Consider the following 13,483-nt stretch of genomic DNA (forward strand, 5'->3'; position numbering starts at 1 on the left):
CTTAAAAAAATGGGAAAAACATTATTTGATAAAATATGGGACAGCCACGTCGTCAAAACAATTGATGACGGGCCAAATGTTCTTTATATCGACCGTCACTTTATACACGAAGTGACGAGTCCTCAGGCCTTTGGTGGAATTAAAGCCAGGGGTGGGAAAGTAGCACGTCCTTCGCAGGTAATTGCTACCCCTGACCACAATATTCCTACGGTTAATCAGCATCTAACCATCCAGGATGAGTTATCACGCCACCAGGTTGAAACCTTGAAGAAAAACTGTGAAGAAAATGGTATAACCATGTATGGTCTGAATCACCCATACAACGGTATTGTACACGTGGTTGGTCCTGAGTTGGGTATTACTCAGCCGGGTATGACCATTGTTTGTGGCGATAGTCACACTTCTACACATGGTGCTTTCGGAAGTATAGCCTTTGGTATTGGTACCAGTGAGGTGGAGATGGCCCTGGCTACTCAGTGCATTATGCAGCCAAAGCCTAAAAGCATGCGCATTAATATTGAGGGTGAATTGGATAAAGGTGTTACGTCGAAAGATATTATCCTTTACATCATCTCTAAAATATCAACAGGTGGTGGTACCGGTTATTTCGTTGAGTTTGCAGGTTCTGCCATTCGCAGCTTGTCAATGGAAGCACGAATGACCGTTTGTAACATGAGTATCGAGATGGGAGCCCGTGGCGGCATGATTGCACCTGATGATACTACTTTTGAATACATCAAAGGCCGTGATAATGCACCGAAAGGTGAGGAATGGGATAAGGCACTTGCTTACTGGAAGTCATTGGTGACTGATGAGAACGCTGAATTCCATAAAGAGCTGACTTTTGATGCAGCTGATATTGAACCTATGATCACCTACGGAACTAACCCGGGTATGGGAGCTAAGGTTTGTGAGAACATACCAACATTAGAGTCTATAGAGGACAGCTCAAAAGGATCATTCCAGAAGTCGATGGAGTACATGGGCTTTGAAGCTGGTGATAAGCTTGAGGGAAAACAAGTAGATTATGTTTTCGTAGGTAGCTGTACCAACGGCCGTATTGAAGATCTGCGTGCTTTCTGTGAAGCAGTAAAAGGCAAGCAAAAAGCAGATGGTGTTACTGCGTGGATCGTACCTGGCAGTAAGCAGGTTGAAAAGCAGGCTATTGAAGAAGGTTTAAAAGAGCAACTTGAAGCCGCTGGTTTTGAATTACGCCAGCCCGGATGTTCTGCATGTCTGGCTATGAACGATGATAAGATCCCTGCAGGTAAGTATGCGGTGGCCACATCGAACCGTAACTTCGAAGGCCGCCAGGGACCTGGTTCGCGTACCATGCTGGCAAGCCCGTTAACTGCTGCAGCAGCTGCCGTGACAGGTGTTGTAACTGATCCACGAACCATCTTTAACTTTTAATCAGGAGGAAGAAATATGCCTATAGATAAATTTGTAACAGTTGAGACTTCGTTTGTGCCAATGCCAATCGAAAATGTGGATACAGACCAGATCATTCCGGCCCGCTTCCTGAAAGCGACTACTAAAGATGGTTTTGGTGATAATCTGTTTTATGACTGGAGGTATGAAAAAGATGGTTCACCAAAGGCTGATTTTGTATTAAACAATCCGGCTTACTCAGGAACTGTTTTAGTAGCTGGAAAAAACTTTGGTAGTGGTTCAAGCCGGGAACATGCAGCGTGGGCCATTGCAGGATATGGTTTTAAAGCCGTCGTATCAAGTTTCTTTGCTGATATCTTTCGTGGTAATTCACTGAATAACGGTGTGTTACCTGTGCAGGTTTCAGAAGCGTTTCTGGCAGGATTGTTCAAAGCAGTTGATGCCGATAACAAAGCGGCTGTAAAAATCGATCTGGAAAATCAGACCATAACCAATGTAAGCACAGGTGAGTCTGAGGGTTTTGAAATTAACTCATACAAGAAAAATTGCTTAATGAATGGTTATGATGATATCGATTATTTATTGAGCCTGAGCGATGAAATTGAAGCTTACGAAGCGAAGGCTGTTAAGTTTTAATAGTAACAAAGAGACGCAAAGTCTCGGAGTTAATACAATAGCAGAGTCTGATAATAGATAGAAAGTCATCTCGACTACCGTTCGGCGCGCCATCGCCGGACGGAGTTGGATGATGATCAACCTACAGGAATTCTGAAACAAAAAACAAAGCAATTCATTCAAAGGACAAAAGGCAATGCAGTAACCGTATATTCCTGATGACTTTGTAAATGTCTCTGGCAAAACAATAACCACAAAAACCAAAAGATGACAATAGAGCTAATGGATACCACCTTACGCGACGGCGAGCAAACTACCGGGGTGTCGTTTAACGAATCGGAGAAGCTGGCCATGGCGACCATGCTGCTCGAAGAGTTAAAGGTGGACAGGATAGAAGTGGCTTCGGCACGAGTCAGTGATGGCGAGTACCGGGCTGTGCAAAAGATAACAGAATGGGCATCTAAAAGGGGCTTTCTGGATAAAGTGGAAGTACTTGGATTTGTGGATGGCCGCACATCATTGGAGTGGATTCAAAGTGCTGGAGGCAGAGTCATTAATCTGCTGACTAAGGGTTCTTTGAAACACGTTACAGGTCAATTGGGCAAAACACCCGAGGAGCATGTTGCCGATATTAAAATAGTACTTGGCGCTGCTGAAGAAATGGATATGGATGTAAATATCTATCTGGAAGATTGGTCAAACGGAATGATCGATTCACCCGAATATGTGTACTTCATGCTAGATCAGTTGCAGGATTCAAATATCAGGCGATTTATGTTGCCCGATACGCTTGGTATTCTTAACCCGGAACAGGTGAGTGAATTCTGTTCTTCCATTATCACCCGCTACCCACAGCTGCAATTCGATTTTCACGCGCACAATGATTATGACCTGGCCGTGGCCAATGTGTTTGCAGCCATTAAATCAGGAGTAAAAGGTATTCATACTACGATTAACGGCTTGGGTGAGCGTGCCGGTAATGCGCCCCTGGCAAGTGTTGTTGGTTTAGTTAATGATCAGTTAGGAGTTAAAACCTCTGTTGAGGAGTCGAAAATAACAAAGGTAAGCCAGGTGGTCGAAAGCTTCTCGGCCATCCGTATCCCATCCAATAAGCCGCTAACTGGTGAATTTGTCTTTACACAGTGTGCCGGGATTCATGCCGATGGTGATAATAAAGACAACCTGTATTTTAACCGTTTAATGCCTGAACGATTCGGGCGCGTGCGAAAATATGCCCTGGGTAAAACATCGGGCAAAGCCAATATTCTGAAAAACCTGGAGGAGCTGGGTATTGACCTTTCATCAGAAGAGATGAAAAAAGTCACTGAAAGGGTTATTGAATTAGGCGATAAAAAGGAAACAGTAACAACCGAAGACTTACCGTATATCATATCTGATGTGTTAAAAAGCTCTTCGATCAAGGAACATATTAAAGTAAAGAATTACAGTTTGCAACTGACCAAAGGGCTGATGCCTTTAGCCAATGTAAGTATTGAAATTGACGGTAAGATATACCAGGAAACAGCCAATGGGGATGGGCAATATGACGCCTTTATGCATGCCTTGTGGAAAATATACGATAAGCTGGGTAAAAATCATCCGGTACTGGAAGACTACATCGTAACAATTCCCCCGGGAGGTAAAACTGATGCCCTGGTAGAAACAGTTATTTCATGGGAGTTTAAAGGTAAACTGTTTAAAACCCGTGGATTGGACGCTGATCAAACGGAAGCTGCCATAAAAGCTACCGTTAAAATGCTTAACTTGATAGAAAACGGAAATTTGAAGATTATAAATTAGACTTAAGACATAAGTATCAAGACACAAGACAGGTGTTTTAAACATCATGTAAATCATCTTGATGCTATTAGAATTCAGCATATTATAAAAAATAATTAATAAGACTCAAGTAGCAAGACTTAAAACGCAAGACCTTTTTCATAGCTGTTTTTTAAAGTTTTATACATCATCTTGATACTTGATACTTACATCTTGATACTATGAAATTAAACATTGCAGTTTTGCCGGGTGACGGCATCGGACCGGAAATAGTGGCACAGGCTCAAAAAGTTATTGATGCAGTTGCCCAAAAGTATAACCACGAGGTTAATTATACCAATGCTCTTGTTGGTGCTACGGCAATTGATAAAGTTGGTAATCCCTATCCCGATGAAACGCATGAGATATGTATGCAGTCTGATGCAGTTCTTTTTGGAGCAATTGGTGATCCAAAATACGATAATGATCCAAAGGCAAAAGTTCGCCCTGAGCAAGGTCTGCTAGCCATGCGTAAAAAATTAGGCCTGTATGCCAATATTCGCCCGGTTACAACTTTCCCGTCTTTACTTGATAAAAGTCCATTGCGTTTAGATATTGTTGAAGGAGCCGATTTTGTGGTTGTACGTGAGCTGACAGGCGGTATCTACTTTGGAGAAAAAGGACGTTCTGAAGATTTGAAAAAGGCTTTTGATACTTGTACTTATACCACAGAAGAGATTGAGCGCATTTTAAAATTGGCATTCTCATATGCCGGTAAGCGCGATAAACGACTGACTGTTATTGATAAAGCCAATGTGTTGGCTACATCGCGTTTATGGCGTGAAACTGCTCAGGCAATGGAAGGTGACTACAAGGATATCGAAGTGGATTATATGTTTGTTGATAATGCGGCAATGCAGTTGATCCAATGGCCTAAGAAATTTGACGTGATGGTAACCGAAAACATGTTTGGTGATATCATCAGTGATGAAGCATCAGTAATCACCGGTTCATTAGGCTTGTTACCTTCTGCATCGGTTGGCATTCATACCTCTGTATTTGAGCCAATCCACGGTTCATATCCACAGGCTGCGGGTAAAGACATCGCCAATCCTGTTGCAACTGTTCTTTCGGCAGCAATGTTGTTGGAATCCCTTGATCTTCTGGATGAAGCTAAAGCAGTGCGTGATGCTGTCAATAAATCACTCGATGCTGGTGTTGTAACTGAAGACATAGCCAAAGACGCGAAAGTCAGTAAAACATCTGAAGTTGGTGACTGGCTCGCTAATTATATTAAAACGAATTAATTGCAAACCTGTCAGGATGACCTATTCTGACAGGTTTTGTTTTTAATAAACGTCGCTTACCAAACTAAGTGTGAAATAAACAAGATTTGTTAATTTTTTAGCATCATGTAAATCATCTCACTACTTACATCATTCTAATACCCCATCAGCAAAATGACAACAAAAAACGGAATAGCAGCATTTTCAGATTTCTACCCAACACTCGATGCTGTAAAAAAAGCAAAAGAAACCATCTCTGATGTGGTTGAGACCACACCTTTGATGAAGAATCATAATCTGTCCAAACAGTTTTGTGCCAACGTATTATTAAAAAGAGAGGACTTGCAGTCGGTTCGCTCTTATAAAATACGTGGAGCCTACAACAAAATTAAAAGTTTAACCAAACAGCAGGTGGCTTCAGGCATTGTATGTGCCAGTGCCGGTAACCATGCACAGGGTGTAGCCTATTCATGCCGCGAACTGGGTATCAACGGTTATATTTTTATGCCTGCGACAACACCGAAGCAAAAGGTTAACCAAGTAAAAATGTTCGGGCAGGGCTTTGTTGAAGTTATACTTAAAGGCGATACTTATGACGATGCCTATAATGCATCGATGGAAGAATGTGCCCGCACTGGGCGTACATTCATTCACCCCTTTGATGATCCGCAGATCATCGAGGGACAGGCGACTGTTGGCCTTGAGTTACTTGAGCAATGCGACAAACCTATTGATTATATTTTTGTGCCAATTGGTGGTGGTGGCCTTGCTTCCGGATTAGGAGCCTATATTAAACAAATTACCCCTGAAACAAAGATCATAGGTGTTGAACCTGCCGGAGCTCCAGCCATGCAGAAGGCCATGGAAGAAGGCGAAGTAGTTGAACTGGAGAAGATAGATAAGTTTGTTGACGGTGCAGCAGTTCAACGTGTAGGGGCCATCAATCTGCCCATCTGTCAGCGTGTATTAGATGATATTGTTTTGGTGCCCGAAGGTAAGATATGTACCAAAATACTTGAGCTGTATAATTATGAAGCCATAGTTGTTGAGCCTGCAGGTGCTTTAAGTATTGCTGCACTCGACTTTTATGCTGAACAGATTATTGGTAAAAACGTGGTGTGTATCCTGAGTGGAAGCAATAACGATATAACCCGTACTGAAGAGATCAAAGAACGTTCGTTGCTTTACGAAGGTCTAAAGCATTATTTCATTGTGCGATTCCCTCAACGTTCAGGAGCATTAAAAACCTTTGTTGACAAGGTGCTTGGTCCTGGCGACGACATCACCCATTTTGAGTATAAAAAGAAAACAGCCCGTGCTATGGGACCGGTTGTTATAGGCATTGAGATACAAAAGCCCGAGGATTTTAAAGGTCTGCAAAAACGAATGGAAGAAAATGGTTTTATCGCTGAATACCTGAATGAGAAACCAGATCTGTTCCAGTACCTGATATAAAAGGAAGAAACCGACCATATACTTATTGCAAAGCACGCAAAAAAAGAAGTACATAGGATACAACAATCCTGTTTGCTTTTTTTGCGTGCTTTGTGTTTTTCAAAAGAAACTTCATGAGTAAAAGCTGAATTGGTGGGACATATACTGTTTGTCGTATCGGGATCATATAACTGTAGCTTCCATACTATCTGGCACAAAACAAGGCGACTTTGCAGATGTATAGATCAGTTCATATTACTTCAAATTGTATATTAAAGCTTGTTTGAATAACAATTCACTTATCTTTGGGCAATAATCGGGTAAATCCAAAAGTATTGAGTCAGTCAGGCATAAATATTAATCTTCAGCTGATACAACAAGGTAATCACCTTGAGTTTGCTCGCTTGATGGACTTCTATTCCAACGATTTATTTTTGTTTGCCAAAGGGATCTTATATGATTCGCCTGTTGCTGAAGAAACCGTTAGCGATGTATTTATTAAAGTATGGGAGGGGCGCGATAAGCTTGATCGGGTTTTGAACCTCAAAAGCTATTTGTATAGTGCCGTTCGCAATCAGGCTATTTCTTATCTGAGGTCTCAAAAAAATAAAGACATCGTATCAATAGAAGACATCACAACTTATTATTTCGAACCGGTTGATACCCCTGATGAATCAGAGCTCAAGGAAGAGAAACTGCAACAAATACTAAGAGCCATTGATTACTTGCCTGCTCAAACAAAAATGGTGTTTTCACTGGCCAAAGTGCAAGGCCTAAAGTATAAAGAAATTGCCGAGATATTAGATATCAAGGTTAAAACAGTTGATTACCATGTGGCATCTGCAATTAAGAAAATATGTGAGGCCATTGAGAAGGAGGATAAGTCGGATAGTCAGCAAATTCTTAAGGTCTTTCTTGGTTTACTGGCAACTTAAATGGCAGATATTCAGTTAGAAGATAAAATTCCTTAAAAAAATCATAATTCTTACTGGTGATTTTTTTCTTCTTTGCGTCATATATATGAAAGCGCATAATATATGGATGCAATCGAAGAAAAATATAATTCTTTAGGCCGCCGTTTAAGCGGAGAAGAGGAGGATGCCGATTCTACACTGAAGGATGTTTCTGACGAGGAGATCAATAGCCAGACAGTTGGGTATCTGAGTTCTTTCTGGAAAAAGCATAACCCTGATGTGAAGCACGAGGTTAAGCAAAGAATCGTTAGCCGTACTCTGAGACAAATAGTTAAAGAACCATCAAATGCCAGAACAATGCGTTTGTGGTATGCAGCTGTTGCCATCCTGGCAATTAGTTTTGGCTTGTCCTTAATATGGAATATCAGCAAAATGGGTGCATCATCAGAGATGGTACAATATGCCACGGCATACGGTGAGGTAAAAGATATTGTGTTGCCCGATGGTACTGCAGTTAAACTAAACTCTGGTTCCACCCTGGTTCTGCAGAAAGGTTTCGAAGGTGAAAAACGCCAGATCGTTTTGCTGGGTGAGGCTTATTTTGATGTTACAAAAGATGAAAGCAAACCTTTTGAGATCTCAACATCACACCTGACATTAAGTGTGTTGGGAACTGAATTTAACCTTAAAGCTTACCCTGAAGATGCAGAAATTAAAGCGGTGCTGGATGAGGGTCGCGTACGTCTCGATGGAGATTTCAATCAGTTGCAATCTGTTTTTATGAATCCGGGACAGGAGGCGATATTAAACAAGGAAAGCGGTGAAATTAACATCAGGGATCTGGCCGATGGACAAATAGGAAAATGGAAAGATGGACAAATCGTCCTATATAATAATACACTGTCTGAGATTGCTGTTATGCTTGAACGTAAGTTTGATGTCAAAATAGTAATAATGGACGATGAGGTAAAAGATTATCGTTTTTCAGGTGATTTTAGCGATGCACAATTGTTCGAATTATTGGGATATTTATCAGCTGCCCGAAATTTCACCTTTAAAGCATTAGGCGAATATGTTGTCATAACAAAATAAATCAGCATGTAGAAAAGAAAAAGGAGATGCGCCAACATCTCCTCAAAAAGTAGTATTCAATTCTTTGTTTAACAAGTAAACGATTCAAATTTATGAAAAAAAAACCGTTCCGGGAAGGATTGCGTTTAGGCGATTCCTACGGTAAATTGTGGAAAGTCATGAGATTGACCTTAGTATTGATGATTTTTTTCGGACTTCAGGTTTCGGCATTGACCGAGGCACAGTCTGTAAAGGTGAATGTGGATCTTAAGAAAGCAAGTCTTAAGGAAGCCCTGGAAGTGATTAAGGCACAAAGCGACCTTAACTTTATTTATAACAACGACCTGGTCAATGATAACAGCCAGGTGTCGATCAAGGCGACTGATACAGACGTTTCGGAAGTGCTTCAGATGGTTCTGAATCAAGCCGGTCTGGACTATCGTGTGGTAGATAATAACGTGATTATCTATCCGGTTAAAGATGAAGTAGTGCGTATCAATTCACAGGTGCAACAACAGCAACAATTGCTTATTGAAGGTCTGGTGACCGATGATACGGGCGAGCCATTGCCGGGAGTTAACGTTTTTGAGCAGGCAAATCCCACCAATGGTGTCATAACCGGGATTGATGGTAAGTATAAGATTGAAGTAAGCTCTGAGGAAACTGTATTGAGTTTTTCATTTATTGGTTTCCAGGCACAGGATATTAATGTGGCCGGGCGTTCAACCATTAATATCACAATGGTAGAAGAATCAATAGGATTGAAAGAGGTAGTGGCTGTTGGATATGGTATTCAAAAAAAGACAGAAGTTACCAGTTCTATTGCTAAGGTAACAGCCGATAATTTTAATAAGGGTTTTGCAACCAATGCTTTGCAGTCAATTGAAGGTAAGGTGGCAGGTTTGCAGATCGTACGTACTTCAGGTACTGATCCCAATGCTAGTCCGCGCGTGCGCTTGCGTGGTACTTCATCGTTAAATGCCTCAAGCGATCCTTTGATCATTATCGATGGTATCACCGGTGGTGATATTAGTTCGGTGGCGCCTGAAGATATTGAAAGCATGGATGTGCTTCGTGATGGTTCGGCAGCAGCTATTTACGGTACACGTGGTACAAACGGGGTAATTATTATCACCACCAAAAAGGGGGCGACAGGTGATCTGAAAGTTGAGTACTCCGGTTATGTCTCCACGGAAGATGCCGTTGCCTTACCTGATGTTTTATCGGCTGATGAGTATCGTGCCTATGGTGATGCAACAGGTATTAACTATGTTGATGGTGGTGCCAATACCAATTGGTCAGAAGAGATCATCCGCAAGAATATTTCACATGTTCATAATGTTTCATTCTCTGGTGGTAACCAAAAGCTGAGCTATCGTGCTTCTGTTAACTACCGTAATCTTGAAGGTATAGTTAAAAATACAGGACAAGAATATTTAAATGGTCGTATCAATTTAACTCATAAGGGTTATAACGATCGCTTAAAAGTTCAGTTAAACATGTCATCAACGATCATGGATAAGGATTACACTTCTTATTCAGCATTTGACATGGCAGCTATATTAAATCCGACACAACCGGTGCGAAATGCTGACGGCACCTATTGGCAGCCAAGTGGCTATGGCGAGTTTAATCCGGTTGCTAAACTGGACCAGGAACGTAGGGGAGGTAAAGAAAAGAATAGTCAGATGAGCCTTCGTGCCGATTTCGAACTGTTTAAAAACTTTACCTTAAGTGGTTTTGGAGCATTGGATATTCGCGATCTATTAGAGCACGAATACGATGAGATCGAATCACGTAGCTCTGAAACAGGTGGATACCTGGGGCGTGCCAAACAAAAAACATGGCATCGATATAAGAAAATGTTTGAGGGAACTGCCAATTACAAAAAGGTGTTCAACAGTCATGTGTTTACCCTTTTGGGAGGTTACAGTTATGAGGGTCGCTCCTATGAAGAGTTTTGGGCCGAGAACAAGGATTTTATCAGCGATGCACAAAAGTATCATGATTTAGGTGCCGGCGGTGGTTTAGCTGAAGGACGAGCAGATATGGACAGCTATAAACAAACAGAGAAACTGATCGCATTCTTTGGTCGATTCACCTATTCATATGAGAGTAAGTATTTATTGTCAGCCACTGTTCGTCGCGAAGGATCATCCAAGTTTGGAGAAAATAACAAATGGGCTACATTCCCTGCTGTTTCTGCCGGATGGAGAATTGTTGAGGAAGATTTTTTGAGTGATACCGACTGGTTATCTGAATTGAAATTGCGTGTTGGTTACGGTGTAACAGGTAACATTGTCAGCAATCCTTATCAGTCTATTCCGCGAATGGGAGCCGGCAGCATGTATATCATCAATGGACAATATGTAAAGTCATATGGATCAACCAGTAATCCTAATCCTTATTTGCAATGGGAAACCAAGAAGGAAACCAATATTGGTATCGACTTCGGATTCTTTAATAATCACCTGAGTGGTTCGATTGATGCATACCAGCGTAAAACAAGCGACTTATTATGGAACCTTGTTGCACAGGTTCCACCTATGATTCACGGAGAAGTATTATCTAATATCGGAGAGATCAATAACCAGGGAGTGGAATTGGCCTTAAATACCAGAATTCTGGATAATGGAACCTGGAATGTTGGTTTGGATGCTACGTTCTCATATAACGAAAATGAGCTGGTAAGTTTATCGGATGAGACATTCCAGTTTCAGGCTGTTAACTACGAAGACTTGCCGGCACCTGGTCAGCTGGGAACTATTTTTCGCTATGAAGAAGGACATCCCATCGGTTCATTCTATGGCTATAAGTACAAAGGCTTGACTGAAGACGGGAAATGGATATTTGAGGATTTTGATGGCGAAGAAGGCATTACTGATGCTGACCGTACATTCCTTGGTAACGGTAACCCAAAGGTTAATTTATCATTCAGTCCATATGTAAATGTTAAGGGTTTTGACTTCTCTATGAACTTCCGTGGGGCATTTGGTTTTGATATTCTGAATGTGAACAAGATGTATTATGGTAATCCATTGTGGTACCCGGGAAATATGTTAGTGTCGGCAAGTAATTCACCTGTTAATGCCGATCCGCAATATTCTGATTATTATATCGAAAAGGGTGATTTCTTAAAGTTAGATAACATCACATTAGGTTATACACTACCTAAAAAGTGGTTATTCGGACTGGATTATACAAGGGTTTATTTTTCAGCATTGAATGTGGTGACCTTTACTGATTATTCAGGTTTAGATCCGGAATTGGAGTTGGGTGCCAAAGCTGGTGTTGACCAACGTGGCTTCTATCCCCGCACAACGACTTATACAGTAGGTTTAAATGTTAAATTCTAAAAGTAAAATGATGATCAAGAATAAATTATATAATCCTTTATTGATGTTGTTGTTATTGCTGGGTATTTCCAGCTGTACCAATCTTGAGGAGGAGGTTTTCTCTGATACAACAACCAAAACATTCTATAGCTCGGCCGAAGAGGTAACAGCCAATTACCTGAAGCCATACACCCGCTTGTATGTAACGTCATCATTGGCTCACTGGATATGTGGAGAGCTTAGTTCTGATTGTGCCGCATGGACGCAAAAAGGAAAGCATGGTTACGATGGTGGTAAATGGCAACAGTTGCATTATCATACGTGGACACCTGAGCACCATGAAATTAAAGGAGCATGGAATAATACTTATCAGGCCATTGGCTATTGTAACGAATTTCTGAATAATATCGAGGGCGTGGATGTATCCAATATGAATCTGCCGGTTCCAATTGAGCAGATGAAAGCTGAGTTGCGTGCATTACGTGCTTTCCATTACTATTTGCTTGTTGATAATTTTCGCAATGTTCCTGTTGTAACCAAAGTAGGAGAACCACGTTCACCTGCCCCTGAGCAAGCTGCTGATGTGATTAACTTTATCGAAGACGAGATAAATGCAGTTATTAATGATCTGCCTGTCAAAGGGGAGTCGTCAGCATACGGGCATTTTACCAAAGCGGCAGCTCATATGCTATTGGCTAAAATATACCTGAACAGTGAGGTGTATACAGGAACAGCTCGTTGGCAGGATTGTATCAACGAGGTAAATAAAATCTCTGGATACAATATGGTAGCTGACTGGAAGGAGCCATTTAAAGCACGCAACGAAAACTGCGATGAAAACATCTTCGTTATTCCGTTTGAAGAAAACAAAATTGGCGGTTTTTATCACCATGCTTTCATGATGCATTATAGTCATCAACAGGGTTTTAACTTGCAGTATATGCCATGGAACGGTATTGTGGTGCAGCCCGATCATTATCGTTCTTTCGATGCGGCTGATACGCGACTGGAGCAATTTCTTGTGGGGCCGCAGTTTGATCAGGAGGGAAATCCTTTGCTTGGTGTTGAAGAAGCAAAGGATGAGCCACTGGTGCTGACAATAGATATAACGAGCATGACCAACTCCCGTGAGGATGAAGGTGCGCGAAGTGTTAAGTATGAAGTGGTCGTTGGAGAAGCATGGGGCTTAAACAATGATTTTGTCATTTTCCGTCATACAGATGCGCTGATGATGAAGGCTGAGGCATTGGTAAGACTTGGAAAAACGGCCGATGCTTTGCCAATCGTTAACAATGTTCGGGAACGTGCTTTTGGAAATGCGGACCATAATTACACAGAAGCAACTTTGACACTGGATGAGTTCCTGGCAGAACGCGGACGTGAATTCTCATTTGAAGGTCATCGTCGTCAAGACCTGGTGCGCTTCGGAAAATTCGGCGATGCCTGGTGGGATAAAGAGCCAACAAGCGGCAAAGAGGTATTCCCATATCCTTTAACCGCCACTGATAATAATCCTAACCTTTCCAATTAACAGTTTTATAAGAATTGTTTAAAATGCATCCGGCTACACCTGAGTGGTAGTTCCCATTTCCTGATTTTGCAGGTGTGGCCGGATCTTTTCTTCTAAATTCAAAGTATTCTTTCTTTATGCTACTTAATAAATTATTCATAATTACTG

10 protein-coding genes are annotated in these 13,483 nt (G+C 41.5%); 9 read left to right on the top strand and 1 reads right to left on the bottom strand.

The genetic code is table 11. The features are described 5' to 3' along the window. Positions 1–9 precede the first annotated feature (9 nt). The 9 genes from leuC to ACRD69_RS14175 all read left to right on the top strand — a co-directional run bounded on the left by leuC (position 10) and on the right by ACRD69_RS14175 (position 13,336). Positions 10–1,413: a 3-isopropylmalate dehydratase large subunit gene (leuC, locus tag ACRD69_RS14135; protein WP_430815751.1), complete on the top strand. Its 1,404-nt coding sequence runs from the start codon at positions 10–12 to the stop codon at positions 1,411–1,413. Positions 1,414–1,428: 15 nt separating this feature from the next. After that, positions 1,429–2,028, top strand: coding sequence for a 3-isopropylmalate dehydratase small subunit (leuD, locus tag ACRD69_RS14140; protein WP_430815752.1), 600 nt, complete (start codon positions 1,429–1,431; stop codon positions 2,026–2,028). A gap of 246 nt (positions 2,029–2,274) precedes the next feature. Then, positions 2,275–3,807: an alpha-isopropylmalate synthase regulatory domain-containing protein gene (locus ACRD69_RS14145; protein ID WP_430815753.1), complete on the top strand. Its 1,533-nt coding sequence runs from the start codon at positions 2,275–2,277 to the stop codon at positions 3,805–3,807. Positions 3,808–4,007: 200 nt separating this feature from the next. Further along, positions 4,008–5,072 (top strand): 3-isopropylmalate dehydrogenase, encoded by a 1,065-nt coding sequence (leuB, locus tag ACRD69_RS14150; RefSeq protein ID WP_430815754.1) that lies wholly within the window; start codon positions 4,008–4,010, stop codon positions 5,070–5,072. Between the two features lie 153 nt (positions 5,073–5,225). Next, positions 5,226–6,506, top strand: coding sequence for a threonine ammonia-lyase (gene ilvA / locus ACRD69_RS14155; RefSeq protein ID WP_430815755.1), 1,281 nt, complete (start codon positions 5,226–5,228; stop codon positions 6,504–6,506). A 314-nt stretch (positions 6,507–6,820) separates the two neighbouring features. Further along, positions 6,821–7,420 (top strand): RNA polymerase sigma factor, encoded by a 600-nt coding sequence (locus ACRD69_RS14160; RefSeq protein WP_430815756.1) that lies wholly within the window; start codon positions 6,821–6,823, stop codon positions 7,418–7,420. Positions 7,421–7,522: 102 nt separating this feature from the next. After that, entirely contained in the window at positions 7,523–8,491 is a 969-nt protein-coding gene (locus ACRD69_RS14165; protein ID WP_430815757.1) for a FecR family protein, read from the top strand. A gap of 92 nt (positions 8,492–8,583) precedes the next feature. Then, positions 8,584–11,826, top strand: a complete 3,243-nt coding sequence (locus tag ACRD69_RS14170) for a TonB-dependent receptor (protein ID WP_430815758.1) — start codon at positions 8,584–8,586, stop codon at positions 11,824–11,826. 10 nt (positions 11,827–11,836) lie between these two features. Continuing rightward, a complete protein-coding gene (locus ACRD69_RS14175; RefSeq protein ID WP_430815759.1) occupies positions 11,837–13,336 on the top strand; it encodes a RagB/SusD family nutrient uptake outer membrane protein in 1,500 nt (499 codons plus the stop codon). On the opposite strand, the gene ACRD69_RS14180 is transcribed toward ACRD69_RS14175, so the two are convergent. Further along, complete coding sequence (locus tag ACRD69_RS14180; RefSeq protein WP_430815760.1) at positions 13,320–13,475, bottom strand: hypothetical protein; 156 nt, start codon at positions 13,473–13,475, stop codon at positions 13,320–13,322. The genes ACRD69_RS14175 and ACRD69_RS14180 overlap by 17 nt on opposite strands. Positions 13,476–13,483: the final 8 nt, after the last annotated feature.

Origin of the sequence: Carboxylicivirga agarovorans (assembly GCF_050589845.1) — a bacterium.
GTDB classification, from domain to species: Bacteria; Bacteroidota; Bacteroidia; order Bacteroidales; family Marinilabiliaceae; genus Carboxylicivirga; species Carboxylicivirga agarovorans.

What these genes read in the sequence shown, in the direction of transcription:
- ACRD69_RS14145 (WP_430815753.1), top strand. Translation starts at nt 2,275, where the DNA reads ATGACAATAGAGCTAATGGATACCACCTTACGCGACGGCGAGCAAACT.
- leuD (WP_430815752.1), top strand. Translation starts at nt 1,429, where the DNA reads ATGCCTATAGATAAATTTGTAACAGTTGAGACTTCGTTTGTGCCAATG.
- ACRD69_RS14170 (WP_430815758.1), top strand. Translation starts at nt 8,584, where the DNA reads ATGAAAAAAAAACCGTTCCGGGAAGGATTGCGTTTAGGCGATTCCTAC.
- leuB (WP_430815754.1), top strand. Translation starts at nt 4,008, where the DNA reads ATGAAATTAAACATTGCAGTTTTGCCGGGTGACGGCATCGGACCGGAA.
- ACRD69_RS14180 (WP_430815760.1), bottom strand. Translation starts at nt 13,475, where the DNA reads ATGAATAATTTATTAAGTAGCATAAAGAAAGAATACTTTGAATTTAGA.
- ACRD69_RS14165 (WP_430815757.1), top strand. Translation starts at nt 7,523, where the DNA reads ATGGATGCAATCGAAGAAAAATATAATTCTTTAGGCCGCCGTTTAAGC.
- leuC (WP_430815751.1), top strand. Translation starts at nt 10, where the DNA reads ATGGGAAAAACATTATTTGATAAAATATGGGACAGCCACGTCGTCAAA.
- ACRD69_RS14175 (WP_430815759.1), top strand. Translation starts at nt 11,837, where the DNA reads ATGATCAAGAATAAATTATATAATCCTTTATTGATGTTGTTGTTATTG.
- ilvA (WP_430815755.1), top strand. Translation starts at nt 5,226, where the DNA reads ATGACAACAAAAAACGGAATAGCAGCATTTTCAGATTTCTACCCAACA.